This window comes from Brevundimonas sp. GW821-FHT10E09 (assembly GCF_058809375.1).
In genome coordinates this window covers 1-18,453 of sequence record NZ_JBXASO010000022.1, presented here as the reverse complement: position 1 = coordinate 18,453, position 18,453 = coordinate 1, and the positions used below count along the sequence as shown (strand labels likewise).

Below are 18,453 nucleotides of genomic sequence, written 5' to 3'. Positions count from 1 at the left end.
GGCGAATGGCCGCCCATGAAAATGTCGATGCCCGCTTGCGGCCGTCACAGTCGCGCGCGAGAACCGGGCCATGACCGACGCCGCGATCCACGACGCCACCCTGGGCGAGGAAGTCCCCGCTTCCCGCGCCCCCCAGCTTGCCCTGAACGAGGACCTGATCGCCTCGCCCACGCGGTTCTTCAACCGTGAAATCTCCTGGCTGGCCTTCAACGAACGTGTGCTGGAAGAGGCCGCCAATCCGAACCACCCGCTGCTGGAACGCCTGCGGTTCGTGTCGATCTCGGCCAACAATCTCGACGAGTTCTTCATGACCCGCGTCGCCGGCCTGAAGGGCCAGTTGCGCGAGCGGGTGCGGGTGCTTTCGGCCGACGGCCTGACCCCGGCCGAACAGCTCGAGCGGATCAATATCTCGGCGGGCGAACTGATGGCCGAACAGCAGGTGCGCTGGCGCCAGCTGAAGAAGGAACTGGCGACCGTCGGCATCGAGGTGGTCGACCGCAACCGCCTGACCAAGACCGAGAAGGAGCGGTTGGAGCCCGAGTTCCTGAACCAGCTCTTCGCCGTCCTGACGCCCCTGGCCATCGACCCGGCCCATCCCTTCCCCTTCCTGCCCAACCTCGGCTTTTCCCTGGCGCTGAAGCTGAAACGCAAGGGCGAGGCCAAGACCTTCTACGCCCTGGTGCCCGTGCCGACCCAGGTGCGGCGCTTCTGGGAACTGCCGACCGACGGCCGCTCGGCGCCCGGTCGCAAGCGGTTCATCACGCTTGAAAACGTGCTGCTGCTGTTCATCGACCACCTGTTCCCCGGCTGTGACATCCTGGAGAAGGGCCTTCTGCGCCTGATCCGCGACAGCGATATCGAGATCGAGGAAGAGGCCGAGGACCTGGTGCTCGAGTTCGAGGAGGCGCTGAAACAGCGTCGCCTGGGCTCGGTCGTGCGCATCAAGATCGAGGCCTCGATGCCGACCGACCTGCGCGACTTCATCGTCGGCGAACTAGAGGCGACGCCCCAGGACGTGGTGCTGGTCGACGGCATGCTGGGCCTGGCCCAGCTGTCGGATCTGATCCCCGGCGGCCACCCCGACCTCAAGTTCAAGGGCTATGAGCCGCGCTATCCCGAGCGGGTCCGCGACAACGGCGGCGACATCTTCGCCGCCATCCGCGAGAAGGACATGCTGATCCACCACCCGTTCGAGAGCTTCGACGTGGTGGTGCAGTTCCTGCGTCAGGCGGCGCGGGACCCGAACGTCATCGCCATCAAACAGACCCTGTATCGCACCTCCAAGGACAGCCCCATCGTCGCCGCCCTGATCGAGGCGGCCGAGAACGGCAAGAACGTCACCGCCCTGGTCGAGCTGAAGGCCCGGTTCGACGAGGAGGCCAATCTGCGCTGGGCCCGGGCCATGGAGCGGGCCGGGGTCCACGTCGTCTTCGGCTTCGTCGAATACAAGACCCACGCCAAGCTGAGCGTCGTCGTGCGGCGTGAGGGCGAGGCCTTGCGCACCTACTGCCACTTCGGCACCGGCAACTATCACCCGGTCACGGCCAAGATTTACACCGACCTGTCCCTGTTCTCGTGCGACCCGGTCCTGGGCCGCGACGCCAGCCGGGTGTTCAACTACATCACCGGCTACGCCACCCCGGACGAGCTGGAGGCCCTGGTGGTCTCGCCGCTGAACATGAAGTCCACCCTGATCGAACTGATCGGCAAGGAGATGTCGGCCGCCGCCATGGGCAAGCCAGCCGCCATCTGGGTCAAGCTGAACTCGCTCGTCGACCCCGAGATCATCGACGCCCTGTACCGGGCCAGCCAGTGGGGCGTGCGCATCGATCTGGTCGTGCGCGGCATTTGCTGCCTGCGGCCGGGCGTCACGGGCCTGTCCGAGAACATCCGCGTCAAGTCCATCGTCGGCCGCTTCCTGGAGCACAGCCGCATCGTCTGTTTCGCCAACGGCAAGGACCTGCCGCACGACAAGGCCAAGGTCTTCATCTCGTCCGCCGACTGGATGACGCGCAACCTGGACCGCCGGGTCGAGTTGATGACCCCGATCCGCAACGCCACCGTCCATGACCAGGTGCTGGACCAGATCATGGTCGCCAATCTGAAGGACGACGCACAAAGCTGGGTGCTGGACGCCGAAGGGCGCTATACCCGCCTCATCCCCGCCGATCCGGAGCGGCCCTTCTCGGCCCACAAATATTTCATGACCAATCCCAGCCTGTCGGGCCGTGGACGCAAGGTGAAGACCCTGCCGTCCGTTCTCAGCTACGAGCGTCCCGGCCGCTGATGCCGGATCTGGCGCTTACCGGCCGCGACGTCGCGGCCATCGACATCGGGTCCAACTCGGTCCGTCTGGTTCTTTACCGGCTGGAAGGTCGGGCGATCTGGACCGTGTTCAACGAAAAGGTCCTGGCCGGTCTGGGCCGCGACCTGCCGACCACCGGCAAGCTGTCGCCCGAGGGGGTCGTCATGGCCATGACGGCCCTGCGCCGTTTCGCCGCCGTGCTGGAGGGGGTTCGCCCCGACGCCACCCTGATCGCCGCCACCGCGGCCGTGCGCGAAGCCAGGGACGGCCCTGAATTCTGCCAGCGCGTCGCCGCCGAGACGGGCTTGCAGATCCGTGTCCTGTCCGGCGAGGAAGAGGCGAAGTACGCCGCCATGGGCGTGCTGGCCGGCGCACCCGACGCGCAAGGCGTCTCGGCCGACATGGGCGGCGCCAGTCTGGAGCTGACTCGTCTGGACGGCGCGCCTGGCGCGGCGCGCAGCGTCGAACAGGGGCTGACCCTGCCGCTGGGCCCCTTCGCCCTGGCCGAGGGCAAGGGATTCGACGCCGACCGGATCAAGGCCCGCATCGACCAGAGGCTGAAACCCGTCGCGGCCCAGTTCCAGACCGACCGCCTCTACGCCGTCGGCGGCGCCTGGCGCACCCTGGCCCAGGTCCATATGGCGCTGAAATCCTATCCGCTGAAGGTCGTGCACCAGTACGAGATCACGGCGGACGAGGCGCTGGAGACCGCGCGTCTGGTTGCGCAACAGTCGGCCGCCAGCCTGGCGAAACTGCCCAGCGTGTCCAAGAAGCGGGCCGAAACCCTGCCCTACGCCGGCCTGGTGCTGGAAGGTCTGATCAAGCACCTGAACTTGAAGCGGATCGAGATGTCCGCCTGGGGGGTGCGCGAGGGCCTGCTGTTCGAAACCCTGGACGAGGCGACCCAGGCGGCCGATCCGCTGCTGGCCGGATGCGCGGCCCTGGGCGGACGGCAGGGGATCGACCCCGCCCTGCCCGGCGCCCTGAACGGCTGGATTTCAGACGTCGTCTCGGCCTTGCCGTCGGCCTTCGGCGCCGCGCGCGACGGCGTCCTGTCCGCCGCCGCCTGCCGCCTGTCGGACCTGGGCGCCCGCCTGCATCCGGACCACCGTCTGGAACTGGTCTTCGATCAGGTTCTGCGCGCGCCCGTGGCGGGCGTCAGCCATGCGGAGCGCGCCTTCCTCGCCTGCGCCATGAACGCTCGCTACGGCGGCGGTCCGGCCACGCCCCAGCCGGACATCATCAGCCGCCTGTTGAACGAGGACGCCGCCAAGCGCGCCCGCGCCCTGGGCCTGGCCATCCGCCTGGCCTGCGATCTGTCGGGTCGGTCGTCGCAACTGCTCGCCAACGCCACCGCCACGGTCGGCAAGACCGAACTGAAGCTGACAGCCACTGAAGGCTACGCCGACGTCCTGCTGGGCGAACAGACGAAGAAGCGCGCCAAGGCCCTGGCCGAGGCGATGGGACTGGGTCTGAAAATCTAGGGAGACGAAGGTCTCCTCCCCCCGCAGTGGGAGGAGACAGGAAATCTACCCCTCGATCTCGACGACCTCGACCCGCGATCCGCTCAGCACCAGGGCGATCTCGCCGCGCTTCAGCTTCAGCGCGTCCTCGCCGAAGATCTGGCGGCGCCAGCCCTTCAACGCATCCACATCGGCGTCGTCGGTGACGGCGATCTTTTCCAGATCGGACACGGTGGCGATCAGCTTGGACGCCACCCCGGCGTTGTCGCTCTTGGCCTTCAGCAGCACCTTCAGCAGCTCCACCACCGACGGCGGCGCGGGCTGGCGATGGGCCGGCCGCTCCATCTCGGGCGCATGGGATTCGGGGTCGGCCAGGACGCGCTTCAACTGCTCGGCCAGCTCCAGGCCCAGGCGCGATCCGCCGAAGCCCTTGGGCACCGAACGCAGACGGTTGAAGGCCTCGGGGTCGGTGGGGGTCTGTTGCGCGACCTCGTCGATGCCCTCGTCCTTCAGGATTCGGCCGCGCGGCTGGTCGCGCTCCTGGGCGGCGCGCTCGCGCCAGACGGCCACGGCCTTGAAGGCCGCCAGGTATTTGGCCGAGAATTTCTTGGGCTTCAGCCGCTTCCAGGCGTTCTCGGGATTGGTGTCGTAAAGGGCCGGATCGATCAGGCTCTCCATCTCCGACATCACCCAGTCCAGCCGGCCTTCCTTCTTCAGCCGGTCGCGCAGCTTGGGATACAGGGCCGCCAGATGGGTCACGTCGCCCAGGGCGTAGACCAGCTGGCTGTCCGACAGCGGGCGTCGCGCCCAGTCGGTGAAGCGGCTGCCCTTGTCCAGTTCGACGCGCAGCATCTGCCGCACCAGCGAATCATAGGCGACCTGTTCGCCGAACCCGGCCGCCATGGCTGCGACCTGGGTGTCGAACATCGGCCTGGGCATGGCGCCCAGACGCACGAAGATTTCGACGTCCTGTCGGCAGGCGTGGAAGACCTTGATGATGTTGGGATCGCGCAACAGGTCCAGGAAGGGCTCAAGGTCCAGGCCCTCCGCCATCGGATCAATGATCCCGGCGTGATCGGCGGACGCGGCCTGGATCAGGCACAGCCTGGGCCAGTAGGTCGTTTCCCGCATGAACTCGGTGTCGACCGTGATGAACGGGGCGGTGGCGAGGCGGGCGCAAAAATCGGCCAGCGCCTCATTGGTGGTGATCGGCGTCATTCCGATGCTATAGCCCCCCGCAACCCACCTGTGGCAAGAGCCGCGCTGCATTTCCGCCCCGATTCCAGGCCCGAACACCATGAGCGACACCCAAAAGCCTCTCGAAAACGGCCTGACCTACGCCGATGCGGGCGTGGACATCGACGCAGGCGAGATGCTGGTCGAGCACATCAAGCCCCTGGCCAGGTCCACGGCGCGCCCCGGTTCGGAGCCGTCGCTGGGCGGTTTCGGCGCCCTGTTCGACCTGAAGGCCGCCGGGTTCGAGGACCCGCTGATCGTCACCACCACCGACGGCGTCGGCACCAAGCTGAAGATCGCCATCGAAACCGGCCGTCATGACGGCGTCGGAATCGACCTGGTCGCCATGTGCGTCAACGATCTGTTGGCGCAAGGAGCGGAGCCCCTGCTGTTTCTCGACTATTACGCCACCGGCCGGCTCGAGATCGACGCCGCCCGCCGCGTGGTGGCCGGCATCGCCGAGGGCTGCCGCCAGGCCGGCTGCGCCCTGGTCGGCGGCGAAACCGCCGAAATGCCCGGCATGTACACCGACGGCGACTATGACCTGGCCGGGTTCAGCCTGGGCGCGGTCGAGCGCGGCCACGCCCTGCCCTATCTGGATCGCCAGGCGGCCGGCGACATCATCATCGGCCTGGGCTCCACGGGTCCGCACTCGAACGGCTATTCCCTGGTCCGCAAGGTGGTCGAGAAGTCCGGCCTGGCCTGGGGCGACGACGCCCCCTTCGCCAAGGATCGCTCGCTGGCCCAGGCCCTGATGGAGCCGACCCGCATCTATGTGGAGCCGGTCCTGCCGCTGATGAAGGCGGGCCTGGTCAAGGGCGCGGCCCACATCACCGGCGGCGGCCTGATCGAGAACCCGCCCCGCTGCATCGCCGAGGGGCTGAAGGCTTCGTTCGACTGGAACAGCTGGCCCATGCCCCACGTCTTCCAGTGGCTGGCCGAAACCGGCGGCATCAGCGACCACGAGATGCGCCGCACCTTCAACTGCGGCGTCGGCTTCATCCTGATCGTCTCGCCCGAAAACGCCGAGCCGGTTCTGGCCGCCCTGCTGAACGCGGGCGAGGTCGCCTTCGTCTGCGGACAGCTGGAAGCGGCCTGATCCTTCGACGCGCCGGTTTCGCATGAAACAAGGGCCGGAGGCGGCGACGCCTCCGGCCCTCTTGCGTATCAGCGCGCCCCGCCGTTCGCCGTTTCGCTGTAGAAACGCGACAGGTCGGCGTGCAGCTTCACCAGGGCGTCGTGGCTCAGGTACATCATGTGCCCGCCCTCATAATAGGTGAACTCCAGGTTCGGCCTCAGGCTGGGCTCCAGCATCATCTGGGCCAGGTCGAACTCGGTCGAGAAGAAAGGGGTGGCGGCGTCGTAATAGCCGTTCAGCGCCATCACCTTCAGATACGGATTGCGCCGCATCGCCGTGGCCAGATCGACCGCCGTATTCGGTGTCGTCTGCGGCCCGCCGACCGGCGGACGGTGGTTCCAGTTCCAGTTGAAGCCCGGCAGGCCCCGCGCCGACATCCGGTATTCGACGTCGGTGTCGTACTTCAGCTCATTGGCCACATAGTCGCGGAAGATGCCGAAATAGGCCCCCGTCACGGCCGAGCTGGAGGGATCGTCCTCGGGCGAATCCCCAGAGGCGTCGTCGTCCAGACCCAGATAGCGGGTGTCCAGTCGCCCGATGGTCTGGCGCCGGTCACGCAGCAGTTCCTTGCGGAAGCTGCTCAGCTCGACCCGCAGATTGGCGTTGTCGACGAAATTGGGCGACAGGCCGGTCAGTTCGCTCATCTGACGCACGATGTCGGCGCGCTCGGCGTCCGAGATCATATGCCCCTTGGCCAGGGCCGAGGCGTAGGGTCCGAGCGCGAAGTCGCGCGCCCGCTGCACCTGTTCCTCCACCGTCGCCGCCGGATGGGCCAGCTTGCGGTGATACCAGGCCGTCGCCGCATAGGTCGGCAGCAGGGTGACGAAATTCTGCGGATAGCCCGGCTGACGCACGCCGTAGTTCATGATCGACGACAGCAGCACCACCCCGTTCAGCGACATGCCCCGGTCTTCCAGCTGGAAGGCCACGGCGCCGGTGCGCAGGGTGCCGTAGGATTCGCCGATGATGTATTTCGGGCTGGACCAGCGGCTGAACTTGGTCGTGTAGCGCATGATGGCGCGGGCGAAGGCGTCGGCGTCCTGATCCACGCCCCAGAAGGCCGAACCCGCCGTCTCGCCCAGCGGCCGCGAGAAGCCCGCCCCCACCATGTCGATGAAGACCAGATCCGTCTGGTCCAGCAGGGTCATATCGTTGGGACCAAAGGCGAAGGGCGCGGGCCGCACCACCGTCGGCTCGTCGGTCTGGACCCGCATCGGCCCGAACGAGCCCATGTGCAGCCACACCGTCGGCGAGCCCGGCCCGCCGTTGTACAGATAGGTCACCGGCCGCGTCCCCACCGGCTGACCGTCCAGCGTATAGGCGGTATAGAACAGGCTGGCCGTCGGCATGCCCGCGTCGTCGCGGATCGTCAGCGTCCCCGCCGTCGCGTGATACCGCAGGGTCTTGCCATGGGCGTTGACCGAATGGGCCGTCGTGACCTCGGCCTCCTTGACCGGCGCGCGCGCCCAGTCCTTTTCGATGGCGTCGGCGTTGGCGTTGCGGAACCGGTCGGTCGCCGAGCGCATCGCGCCGCCGCTGGCGCCGCTGTTCGAACCGCTCTCCTGAGCGAAGGACGCTGCGGGCGCGCCCAGCATCGCAGCCATGGCCGCGAGGCAGATCAGTCTCTTCATGCGATAATCCCCTGTACCCGCCGCCCCTCAGGCCCCCTCGTCGGATGGGCGACGTTACACGGTAACGTCCGAACACGGCGGACAACAAGAGCGGATCGCGTTTGATCCTTGCCAAGCGTCGCCCGCCCCGCCATGGGGGCGGCCATGTCGTCCCGAGCCGTTTCTCCCGTCCGCGTCGCCGTCCTGATCTCCGGGACCGGCTCCAACATGGCCGCCCTGATCGACGCCGGTCAGGCCGCCGACAGCGGCTATGAGGTCTCCCTGGTCCTGTCCAACATCGAAGATGCGGGCGGCCTGGCCATCGCCTCGGCCAAGGGCGTCGCGACCGTCTCCATCCCCCACAAGCCGTTCGGCAAGGACCGCGAGGCCCATGAGCGGGCGGTTGACGAGGCCCTGCGCGCGGCCGGCGTCGAGGTGGTCGCCCTGGCCGGCTATATGCGGATCCTGACGCCGTGGCTGGTGCGCGCATGGGAGGGCCGGATGCTGAACATCCACCCCAGCCTGCTGCCCCTCTATCCCGGCCTCGACACCCACGCCCGCGCCATCGCCGCCGGCGACGCCGAGGCCGGCTGCACCGTTCATCTGGTCACCGAAGGCGTGGACGAAGGTCCGATCCTGGGCCAGGCCCGCGTGCCGGTCCTGGGCGACGACACGCCCGCCGCCCTGGCCGAGCGGGTGAAGACGGCGGAACATGGATTGTATCCTCAGGTGCTGACGAGCTTCTGCAAGGGTTTGGCGCGGGCCTGAACCTCTCCATGCTGCGCCGTCAGGCCCGGTCCGAAGGCGCATAATCCGGCGTCAGGTACCGGGTCAGCATCAGGGCGGTTTCCTCGATAAGCCGCACGCGTTTGTCAGGCGTCAGGGCGCAGGCCTGAACCACCAGGGCATGCGCCGCCTCGACCACTGTGGTGGCGTGCCATTCGCGGTCCTGGGGCAGGACATGCCGTGCGCGGAGCGCCAGCAAGCGATCGACGACGACCCGGGTGTGATCGAGCAATACGGTGCTTTCCGGACTGCTGGAGCCGCGCACGGCCCGATAGACGTGTTGATAGGCGGGATGGGCCTGATGAAAGTCCGTCAGCGCATGCAGGACCCATTCGACCGCCTGACGCAGGGGCCAAACCGCAATGCCCGCCTGCTCCTGACGGCTCAGAATCTGTTCGGTCTCGTGCACATAGCGCGCCGCCAGCATCTCGATGATCGCGCGCTTGTGGGGGAAGAAGCGATAGAGCACCCCGACCGACGTACTGGCCCGCGCAGCGATCATATTGGTCGTGGCGTTGTCCACGCCCATTTCGCCGATCACTTCGGCGGCGGCGTCGAGGATCTGCTCAACCCGCCGACGGCCGCGATCCTGGACCGGCGGCCGCCGCACAGGCCCGCTTCCGGTGGGCCCGGGACCGTCCTGAGCATCCGTCGGGTTGGCGGCCATGGGTCTCCCTGTGACTTGGACTTCGCCCGGCCTCATTCGGCGACGACGGAGCGAAGGGCTTCCTCGACTACCAGTCTTGTCAAATGAGAGCAAATACTCCAGTTCTTGAGTACTGCGGACACGGATGGACTCTCATGAGCAGGATTGGCGGCAAGACGGTTCTGATCACCGGCGGGGCGTCCGGGATCGGCGCGCTGATGGCGCGGAGGTTCGTCGCTGAGGGCGCCGCGCATCTGGTCCTCTGGGATATCCAGGCGGAGGCCATGGAGCGACTGGCCCACGACTTGGCCGGGGACGGCGTCGCCGTGTCGACCTATCTGGTCGATCTGGCCGACCCCGAACGTATCCGCGCCACGGTTCAAGAGATGAACGAGGCCGCGATCAAAGTGGACATACTGGTGAACAACGCCGGCGTGGTGACCGGTCGGCCCTTCGTCGCCCACAGCCCCGACGACATCGCGCGAACCATGGATGTGAACGCGCTGGCGCCGATGTATGTGGCGCACGCCGTCCTGCCCGGCATGATCGCCCGGGGCGGCGGCCATATCGTCAACATCGCCTCCGCAGCCGGCCTGGTTTCCAACCCCAAAATGTCGGTCTACTGCGCCAGCAAATGGGCCGTGATCGGCTGGTCCGATTCCCTGCGCATCGAAATGGAGCAAGAGGCGACCGGCGTGAAGGTCACGACCGTCATGCCCTATTACATCGACACCGGCATGTTCCAGGGCGTGCGTTCGCCCGTCATCCCCATCCTCAGACCCGACAAGGTCGTCGATCGGATCGTCGCGGCGATCAAGACGGACAGGATCGTTCTGCGACTGCCGTGGATTGTGAACCTTTTGCCCCTGGTCCGCGGTCTTCTGCCGGTACGATGGTTCGACCTGATCGGCGGGCGCTGGCTGGGCGTCTATCATTCGATGGACGACTTCCAGGGAAGGCGATGAGGTTCAGGCGTGGGCCGCTGACCGCATCCACCGAGAACCACCTCTCGCCGGATTACGAAAACTTCATGCGACAGGCCGCCGCACCGGCGCAAAGGTGCGGCCGACAAAAATCGGGACCCTATCCTTCATGAATCGTATTCGCCTTATGGCCGCCTGCTCGGCCTGTATCGTCGTCGCCCTGACCGGCGGCGCCTCGGCCCAGGACCATTCGCACGACGCGCACGGCGCCCCCGCCCCCTTCGGCGCCTGGGGCTTTGACCTCGCCGGCCGCGACACCAGCGTCAAGCCGGGCGACGACTTCAACGAATACGCCAACGGAACCTATCTCCGCACCACCGAGATCCCCGCCGACAAGGCCCGGTTCGGTCCCTTCGACGTCCTCTATGAGAACGCCCAGGCCCAGCTCCGCTCGATCATCGAGGCCAGCGCCGCCAATCCGGTCAACGCCAACGCCCAGAAGGTCGGCGCCCTCTACGCCAGCTTCATGGACGAGGCCCGCGTCGAACAGCTGGGCGCCGCGCCCATGGCCGCCGACCTCGCCGCCGTGAAGGCCGTGACCGACCACGCCGCCATGGCCCGCCTGATGGGCGCCAGCCATTCCGGCTTCGGCGGCTCCCTGTTCGGCGTCGCGGTCTTCGAGGACCTTCAGAACCCGAACATCAACTCGGCCTATCTGGCCCAGGGCGGGCTCGGCCTCCCCGACCGCGACTATTATCTGAAGCCGGACTTCGCCGCCCAGCGCGAGGCCTATCTGGCCTATCTGACCCAGACCCTGACGGCCATCGGCTGGACCAATCCGGCCCAGAGCGCCGCCGACATCCTGGCCTTCGAGACCAAGGTCGCCGAGAAACACTGGACCACGGTCGAGCGTCGCCAGATCGACAAGCTCTACAACCCCACCAAAGTCGCTGACTTGGCGACGTTCGCTCCCGGCTTCGATTGGACGGCCTTCCTCGACGGCGCTCAGGTGGGGAACCTCGACACCCTGGTGCTGATGGAGAACACGGCCTTCCCGGGCATCGCCCAGGTCTTCGCCGAAACCCCGATCGAGACCCTGAAGGCGTGGGAGGCGACCCAGATCGTCGATCAGGCCAGCCCCTATCTGTCCAAGGCCTTCGTCGACGCCCGCTTCGACTTCCGCGGCAAGACCCTGCGCGGCCAGCCCGAGAACCGTCCCCGCTGGAACCGCGGCGTGGCCCTGGTCGACGGCCAGTTGGGCGAAGTCCTGGCCCAGGAATATGTCCGCCTGCACTTCCCCGCCTCGTCCAAGGCCCAGATGGAGACCCTGGTCGACAATATCCGCGCGGCCATGACCGAACGGCTGAAGACGCTCGACTGGATGAGCGAGGCGACCCGCGAACAGGCCCTCTACAAGATGTCCAAGTTCGGGGTGAAGATCGGCTATCCGGACAAGTGGCGGTCCTATGACGGCCTCGAACTGACCGCCGGCGACCTGTACGGCAATGTCGAACGCTCCTCGGCGTTCGAATGGGCGTATCAGCGCGGCAAGATCGGCAAGCCGGTCGATCCGCTGGAATGGGGTATGACGCCCCAGACGGTGAACGCCTACTACAACCCGCCGCGCAACGAGATCGTCTTCCCGGCCGCCATCCTGCAGGCGCCCTTCTTCGATCCGAACGCGGACCCGGCCGTCAACTACGGCGGCATCGGCGCGGTCATCGGCCACGAGATCACCCACGGCTTTGACGACCAGGGCCGCAAGTCCGACGGCGACGGCGTGCTGCGCGACTGGTGGACGCCGGAAGACGCCGCCCGTTTCGAGGCGCGGGCCAAGGTTCTGGGCGACATCTACAACAGCCTGGAGCCCCTGCCCGGCGTTCACGTCAACGGCGACCTGACCATGGGCGAGAACATCGCCGACCTGGGCGGCCTGCTGCTAGCGCTGGACGCCTACCACAAGTCGCTGAACGGCCAGCCGGCTCCGGTGATCGACGGCCTGTCGGGCGACCAGCGCGTCTTCCTGGGCTGGGCCCAGGTCTGGCGCGAGAAGTCGCGCGAGGCGGCGCTGAAGGAACAGCTGACCACCGATCCGCACTCGCCGGGCTCGGTCCGCGCCGCCACCTCGCCGCGCAACATCGACGCCTGGTACGCCGCCTTCGGCGTCTCGCCCGACCAGAAGGCCTACATCGCCCCCGAGGCCCGCGCCCGCATCTGGTAAGCGGTCACGCAGCCCGAACGGAAAAGGCCCGGAGCATCGCTCCGGGCCTTTCTTTTTCAGCCGTTGGGCTTTTTCAGCACAGGGCTGAAGGTCTTACTTCGGCGTGGTCGCTGCACCGGCGACAGCGCCGATCGCGGCGCCCGCCACGGTCGAACCGGTGTTGCCGCCAACGACCTGGCCGGCGACAGCGCCACCCAGGGCGCCGGTGGCGGCGCGTTGTTCCATGGTCTGGCCACAGGCGGCCAGTAAGGCCACGGCGCCGATGACGGGGGTCAGTTTCAGCAGGGTTTTCATAAGGCTACTCCGGGGGGACTGAGACGAGACTGACCCAACGAAAAGGCCCGCGTCCGGTTCCGGACGCGGGCCTTAATGTCTCAGTCGCTGTTGCGAGCTGCGGAACGCGACTTGAGCGCCGACTTTGCGCTAGGTCGGGACGCGGTCCCTCGCGACTTGAGCGCCTTAGCCGACGATCTGGTCGTCGGTGAAGAACTGGGCGATCTCGATCTTGGCGTTGTCCTGGCTGTCCGAACCGTGGACCGAATTCTCGCCGATCGACAGGGCGAACAGTTTGCGGATCGTGCCTTCGGCGGCCTGTTCCGGGTTGGTGGCGCCCATGATTTCACGATAGGCGGCCACGGCATTCTCGCCTTCCAGCACCTGGACAACGACCGGCTCGGCGGTCATCTGCTCGACCAGCTCGCCGTAGAACGGACGCTCGGCGTGGACTTCGTAGAACTTCTTGGCCTGGTCGGTCGACAGCTTGACGCGACGCTGGGCCACGATGCGCAGGCCGGCGCCTTCGATCACGGCGTTGATCGCGCCGGTCAGGTTGCGGCGGGTCGCGTCGGGCTTGATGATCGAGAAGGTGCGTTCGGTCATGGGAGTTGACTTCTTGTTAGGGAGAATAAGGTCGCGGGCTTATAGCGACGCCCCGCCCCCGCGCCAAGCCCGTCTTATCAGCAGGCGATGGCGCGCACGTGACCGGCGGCGGCATAGTCGAGGATGGCGCGGTCGCGGGTGATCAACGGTACGTCAAGTTCGCGAGCGATAGCGATCATCAGTCGATCCGCTGGATCGCCGTGGATCGGCTCCGGGAGGTTCCACGCGGCAAACGCAATCTGGTGGTTCATCGGAGCCATCCAGACGCCCGGCGCGCTCAGGACATTGTCGAACCATGTCGCGGCGTCGGGTTGAAACAGTCGTCCCGTCGGGCTTTGCCGATTTCGCGCAAGCAGACCGATCTCCCAAGCGGAGACCACCGACACGAGGATTCCGTCTTCGGCCTGCGCGGCCTGTATCGCGGCACGGGCCTCAGGTCGCAAATCGCGATCCAGTTGCGCCCGAATGATCGCGTTGGTGTCCAACAGTATCGCCGCTTTGGACTGCCCCGCCTTGGACAGAGCCCCCAGCCCTCGCCCCACGGCCCTTGTCGGCTTCAAGCTCAACGCAGACCGCTCATCGGATCACAGACGCCATCCACTTCGGGGTCATAGATTGGACCATCGATGTCCAGATCGTCCGGCAGATCGACGCTTCCAGCCTGCCAGCCGATGAAGTCGCCTCTATCCTCTGGCGCAGCGGAACCGGCGACCACCGCCACCTCCTTGCCGCGCTTGGTGATGCGAACCCTGCGGATCTCGCCCGAGTTCACGCGATCCAGCAGGTCCAGGCACTTGGCCTTGAACTCCGTGGCCGTTATGACGACCTCGCCGCTAACAAGATCATACGTCATGACTGGTCATATAGAGATGACCGGTCAGAAAGTCCATTGCGCCTCCCATGCTCCAGATCACCGACCTGACCTTCAACGCCTGGGGCCGCAAATTCCTCGTGGACGCCTCCGTCAGCCTGCCGCCCGGCGCCAAGGTCGGCCTGGTGGGCCGCAACGGCATCGGCAAGTCCACCCTGTTCAAGCTGATCCTGGGCGAGTTGAACGCCAACGGCGACGAGATCAGCCTGCCCAAGACCGCCCGCATCGGCTCGGTCGACCAGGAGCACCCGGCCACCCCCGTCAGCGTCATCGACACCATTCTTGAGGCCGACGTCGAACGCCACACCCTGCTGGGCCGGCTGGAGACGGCGCCCCCCGAACAGATGGGCGAGATCTGGGCCCGCCTGATCGAGATCGACGCCGACGCCGCCCCCGCGCGCGCCGCCGAAATCCTGGTCGGCCTGGGCTTCGACCAGGAGAACCAGGCCCGGCCCATGTCCGAGTTCTCGGGCGGCTGGCGGATGCGCGTCGCCCTGGCCGCCGCCCTGTTCGCCGAGCCGGACATGCTGCTGCTCGACGAACCGACCAACTACCTCGACCTGGAAGGCGCCCTGTGGCTTGAGGCGCGGCTGAAGAAATACCCGCACACGGCCCTGATCATCTCCCACGACCGCGAGATGCTGAACGAGGTCTGCACCCATATCCTGCACCTCGCGAACCACACCCTGACCCTCTACACCGGGAACTACGACGCCTTCGAAAAGGCTCGCGCCGAAAAGGCCCGGCTGCAGCTGTCGGCCAAGGCCAAGCAGGACGCCGAACGCGCCCACCTCCAGGCCTTCGTCGACCGGTTCAAGGCCAAGGCCTCCAAGGCCGCCCAGGCCCAGTCGCGGATGAAGCGGCTGGAGAAGATGCAGCCCGTGGCCACCACCATCGAGGAGCGCGTCGCCCCCTTCACCCTGCCCTCGCCGCCGCGCCCCCTGGCCCCGCCGCTGATCCGGCTGGAGCGGGCCAATGTCGGCTATGACGTCGGCAAGCCGATCCTGCGCAATCTGAACCTGCGGATGGACCTGGACGACCGTATCGGTCTGCTGGGCGTCAACGGCGCCGGCAAGTCCACCTTCGCCAAGATGATCGCCGGCGCCCTCGACGTGTCCGAGGGCGAACTGCACCGCGACCGCAAGATGCGCGTGGGCTGGTTCCACCAGCATCAGATCGAGGCGATGGACCCCACCGACACGCCGCTGGAGATCATCCGCCGCGCCATGCCGGACGCCCCCGAAAGCGCCCGCCGCTCCAAACTGGCCCAGTTCGGCCTGGGCTATGAAAAACAGGAGACCACGGTCGACAGCCTGTCGGGCGGCGAGCGCGCCCGCCTGCTACTGAACATGGTGGCTATGGATGCGCCCCACGTCCTGATCCTCGACGAACCGACCAACCACCTGGATATCGACAGCCGCCGCGCCCTGCTGGACGCCCTGAACGACTATTCCGGCGCCGTCATCCTGATCACCCACGACCGTTCGCTGATGGAGATGGTGGCCGACCGGCTGTGGCTGGCCGCCGACGGCACGGTGAAACCCTTCGACGGCGACATGGACGACTACGCCAGGTTCGTGCTGGACCGCGCCAAACAGGCCATCGCCAAGCCCAGCCAGATCAAGAAGGAAGAGGCCGCCGCCGCTCCCGCCGCCCAGAACAACAAGGGCAAGAAGAACGACCGCAAATCCGGCCCTTCGCCCTCGACCCTGCGTCACGCGGTCAAGAAGGCCGAAGAGACCATGGCCCGCCTGACCGCCGAGATCGCCCGCATCGACGACGATATGGCCAACGCCGCCGTCAACAACCCCAAGGCCCTGGAAGGCCTGACCCGCGCCCGCGCAAAGACGCAAGCCGACCTGGACGCCGCCGAGGTGGCCTGGGTCGCGGCGGAAGAGGCGCTCGCCGAGGTGGCGTGATGAAGCCGATCAACTTCAGTCGGGAGGAAACCGCCGCGATAGCGGCGAAGCTGCGACCCTATTTTCGGGACGAACTGGACGTCGAACTGCGCGACCTTCAGGCCCAGATGCTGATCGACTTTCTCAGTTCCGAGATCGGGCCCTTCTTCTACAACCGCGCCCTCTACGACGCTCAGGCGGTGCTGAAGAAAAAGGCCGACGACATCTCTGAGGCTATCGCCGGGCTGGAACGCAGCGAGTGATCGCGTCCCCCCTCTCGGTTTAGGGCGGGAAAGACACCCTGACCTTCATTCGCCGACGCGGAGTGAGGCGGCGGGTCGCCGTCGTTCGGAAATATCGGTTCTCGCAGAAGAGTTTACTTCTTCCCTCCTGATCACCGGCTTCAGACGAAAGCTTGACCATTGCTGGTCGCATCAGCCCATTGCCACGGGTCGAGCGACTATCTACGGTCATGCGCCCGTCGGAAGCAGATTTGGTCATGAATAAATCTATCGGTGTGACCAGCGAGCGCCTCGGGCGCATCGTCGAAGAAGCTGCGAGCGAAGTCTATATATTCGGCGAGCCCGACTTCTACTTTCGACTCGTCAACAGGGGCGCCCGCGACAATCTCGGCTATAATTCCGAAGAACTCTCACGGCTGACACCCTGGGATCTGAAGCCGAACATCAGTCGTGCCGATTTCCTGAGACTGATCAAACCCCTCCAATCTGGCGAGGTCGACAGACTTGACTTCGACACCCTCCACCAACGCAAGGACGGCAGCACATACAATGTGTCCGTCAAGCTTCAACTCTTTGACGACGGCGATGACGCGGTCTTCTATGCCGCCATCAAGGATACGACGGATTATCGACGTGTTGAGGCCGCGCTGCGAGAAACAGCCACCCGGCTTGATGTCATATTGAGCAACACGACCATGGCCGTCTTCCTCATGGACGAACGCCAGCACTGTGTATTCATGAACAGGGCGGCGGAGAAACTCACGGGCTTTGCTTTCGCAGAAACGACCGGACGCCCCCTCCACGACGTGATTCATCACACCTATCCCGACGGCTCGCCCTTTCCTCTCTCGGAGTGCGCCATCGACCGCGCCTTTCCGGAACAGGCCGGGACGCAGGGCGAGGAGGTCTTTGTTCATAAGGACGGCTCCTTCTACCCTGTCGCCTTCACGGCCAGCCCGATCTACGACAGCGAGGCGAAGGTCATCGGCACCGTCATCGAAGCGCGCGACATCAGTGAGGAGAAGCGCAACGAGGAGGCCCGCCAGCTGCTGATGAACGAGGTCGATCACAGGGCGCGCAATGTTCTCTCGATCGTCCAGTCGCTCACGCGACTGACCCGCGCCGACGACGTCGCGACCTACAAGGACGTCCTCGCCGGGCGGATCGGCGCCCTCGCGCGCGCTCAGACCTCCCTGGCCAGTCGGCGTTGGGAGGGCGGCCGGCTGGAGGATGTGGTCAGGGAAGAGCTGGAAGCCCTTTGCCCCAGGGACACCGTGGACACCCACGGCCCCGAGATCGGGCTTTCGCCCGAACAGGTCCAGCCCCTCAGCATGCTGCTCCACGAACTGGCGACCAACGCCAACAAATACGGAGCCTGCAGCAATGGCGGCGGCCGTGTCTCGGTGACCTGGACGCTGAAGGAGGGTCAGGTGACGCTCCAGTGGCGCGAAACCGGCGGCCCCACGGTTGTTCCGCCGACCCGGGAAGGCTTCGGATCCTCCCTGAAGGCCAGCGTGGTCCGTCAACTGGGCGGCGCCCTGACCCGCCAGTGGGCGACCGACGGGCTGATCGTCGAAGTCGCCTTCCCGCTCGACCCGCTGCAAACGCCGGCCTGAACGCAAGCCTTCCGGTCGCGAGCGGAGGCGCTCGGGGGCCCTCCTCGACGAATACAGGCCTGGCGAACCCCTGTCCGCTTTCCGGACCGCACCCCAGGTCACAGTTCGACCCATTGCGGACGTTGGCGGATTGAACCTAGGAGAGCTGATGATCATCGCCACGATGTTGTTCGCTGTTTATCAATCGGAACCGCCTACCGCAGCGCGGCCTGAACCTGCCGTCTGTGAACTATCCGAGCGTGACCTAACGACAGGATCTCGGCTTTGGTGCCCTGCCGAGCTCCGGAGGCAAGTGCCGCAAAGCCTAATGACGACGATGCCCATCGATGGGATCGGCAAGGGATGGGCGCTGTTGAAATGCGACCTCGGTGAAGGTGGCGTGACGACGGCGTGCAGTCTTGTCGCCGAGTCGGAACCGGGTTCTTCGTTCGGCGCATGGGCAACACGCGTTCAGCTCAGGGCGACCGCGCAGGGCACCGATGGTAGTTTTCCCCCGGCTGGCGATAGCTACTACGCCTTTGCTCGATGGGAAGTTCGCTAGCGTCTGCTTCCCATCTGTGGACGCCCCCTTCAGCGCAAGAGTGATTTTCGGGAATTTCTGACACGTAGTCGGATGCTG

Annotated in this window: 16 protein-coding genes; 9 read left to right on the top strand and 7 right to left on the bottom strand. The window is 66.2% G+C overall.

The window, feature by feature from the left end; genetic code table 11:
* The first annotated feature begins 70 nt into the window (after positions 1–70).
* A complete protein-coding gene (locus AC1RSI_RS15885; RefSeq protein WP_154726268.1) occupies positions 71–2,287 on the top strand; it encodes an RNA degradosome polyphosphate kinase in 2,217 nt (738 codons plus the stop codon).
* Complete coding sequence (locus tag AC1RSI_RS15880; protein WP_008261530.1) at positions 2,287–3,789, top strand: Ppx/GppA phosphatase family protein; 1,503 nt, start codon at positions 2,287–2,289, stop codon at positions 3,787–3,789. Before AC1RSI_RS15885 ends, AC1RSI_RS15880 begins: the two co-directional genes overlap by 1 nt.
* Positions 3,790–3,834: 45 nt before the next feature.
* Here the strand turns inward: AC1RSI_RS15880 and rnd are convergent, their stop codons facing one another.
* Positions 3,835–4,986, bottom strand: coding sequence for a ribonuclease D (gene rnd / locus AC1RSI_RS15875; RefSeq protein WP_154726269.1), 1,152 nt, complete (start codon positions 4,984–4,986; stop codon positions 3,835–3,837).
* A gap of 79 nt (positions 4,987–5,065) precedes the next feature.
* Between rnd and purM the strand changes: the two genes are divergently transcribed.
* On the top strand, positions 5,066–6,103 hold the full coding sequence (gene purM / locus AC1RSI_RS15870) for a phosphoribosylformylglycinamidine cyclo-ligase (RefSeq protein WP_154726270.1): 1,038 nt from the start codon (positions 5,066–5,068) through the stop codon (positions 6,101–6,103).
* 68 nt (positions 6,104–6,171) lie between these two features.
* Here purM and AC1RSI_RS15865 read toward each other — a convergent pair whose 3' ends face one another.
* Positions 6,172–7,773 (bottom strand): S10 family peptidase, encoded by a 1,602-nt coding sequence (locus AC1RSI_RS15865; protein ID WP_154726271.1) that lies wholly within the window; start codon positions 7,771–7,773, stop codon positions 6,172–6,174.
* Between the two features lie 144 nt (positions 7,774–7,917).
* Here AC1RSI_RS15865 and purN point away from each other — a divergent pair, with 144 nt between their 5' ends.
* Positions 7,918–8,520 (top strand): phosphoribosylglycinamide formyltransferase, encoded by a 603-nt coding sequence (gene purN / locus AC1RSI_RS15860; RefSeq protein WP_230307638.1) that lies wholly within the window; start codon positions 7,918–7,920, stop codon positions 8,518–8,520.
* Between the two features lie 19 nt (positions 8,521–8,539).
* Here purN and AC1RSI_RS15855 read toward each other — a convergent pair whose 3' ends face one another.
* The gene (locus tag AC1RSI_RS15855; RefSeq protein ID WP_196066376.1) at positions 8,540–9,205 is read right to left on the bottom strand and encodes a TetR/AcrR family transcriptional regulator; all 666 of its coding nucleotides are present in this window, start codon (positions 9,203–9,205) and stop codon (positions 8,540–8,542) included.
* A gap of 134 nt (positions 9,206–9,339) precedes the next feature.
* Here AC1RSI_RS15855 and AC1RSI_RS15850 point away from each other — a divergent pair, with 134 nt between their 5' ends.
* On the top strand, positions 9,340–10,149 hold the full coding sequence (locus AC1RSI_RS15850; RefSeq protein ID WP_008264123.1) for an SDR family oxidoreductase: 810 nt from the start codon (positions 9,340–9,342) through the stop codon (positions 10,147–10,149).
* A gap of 127 nt (positions 10,150–10,276) precedes the next feature.
* Positions 10,277–12,328 (top strand): M13 family metallopeptidase, encoded by a 2,052-nt coding sequence (locus AC1RSI_RS15845; protein ID WP_035307890.1) that lies wholly within the window; start codon positions 10,277–10,279, stop codon positions 12,326–12,328.
* A gap of 93 nt (positions 12,329–12,421) precedes the next feature.
* Here the strand turns inward: AC1RSI_RS15845 and AC1RSI_RS15840 are convergent, their stop codons facing one another.
* The 4 genes from AC1RSI_RS15840 to AC1RSI_RS15825 all read right to left on the bottom strand — a co-directional run bounded on the left by AC1RSI_RS15840 (position 12,422) and on the right by AC1RSI_RS15825 (position 14,060).
* The gene (locus AC1RSI_RS15840; protein ID WP_008260739.1) at positions 12,422–12,622 is read right to left on the bottom strand and encodes a YMGG-like glycine zipper-containing protein; all 201 of its coding nucleotides are present in this window, start codon (positions 12,620–12,622) and stop codon (positions 12,422–12,424) included.
* Positions 12,623–12,787: 165 nt separating this feature from the next.
* Positions 12,788–13,207, bottom strand: a complete 420-nt coding sequence (gene ndk, locus AC1RSI_RS15835; RefSeq protein WP_008262562.1) for a nucleoside-diphosphate kinase — start codon at positions 13,205–13,207, stop codon at positions 12,788–12,790.
* A 77-nt stretch (positions 13,208–13,284) separates the two neighbouring features.
* Positions 13,285–13,692, bottom strand: coding sequence for a type II toxin-antitoxin system VapC family toxin (locus AC1RSI_RS15830; RefSeq protein WP_008260634.1), 408 nt, complete (start codon positions 13,690–13,692; stop codon positions 13,285–13,287).
* A gap of 77 nt (positions 13,693–13,769) precedes the next feature.
* Positions 13,770–14,060 (bottom strand): type II toxin-antitoxin system Phd/YefM family antitoxin, encoded by a 291-nt coding sequence (locus tag AC1RSI_RS15825; protein WP_008258831.1) that lies wholly within the window; start codon positions 14,058–14,060, stop codon positions 13,770–13,772.
* Positions 14,061–14,107: 47 nt separating this feature from the next.
* Here AC1RSI_RS15825 and abc-f point away from each other — a divergent pair, with 47 nt between their 5' ends.
* The 3 genes from abc-f (at position 14,108) to AC1RSI_RS15810 (ending at position 17,834) form a co-directional block, all read left to right on the top strand.
* Positions 14,108–15,997, top strand: a complete 1,890-nt coding sequence (gene abc-f / locus AC1RSI_RS15820) for a ribosomal protection-like ABC-F family protein (protein WP_154726273.1) — start codon at positions 14,108–14,110, stop codon at positions 15,995–15,997.
* On the top strand, positions 15,997–16,239 hold the full coding sequence (locus AC1RSI_RS15815) for a DUF2164 domain-containing protein (RefSeq protein ID WP_035307885.1): 243 nt from the start codon (positions 15,997–15,999) through the stop codon (positions 16,237–16,239). Before abc-f ends, AC1RSI_RS15815 begins: the two co-directional genes overlap by 1 nt.
* 152 nt (positions 16,240–16,391) lie before the next feature.
* Positions 16,392–17,834, top strand: a complete 1,443-nt coding sequence (locus AC1RSI_RS15810) for a PAS domain S-box protein (protein ID WP_230307639.1) — start codon at positions 16,392–16,394, stop codon at positions 17,832–17,834.
* Positions 17,835–18,453: the final 619 nt, after the last annotated feature.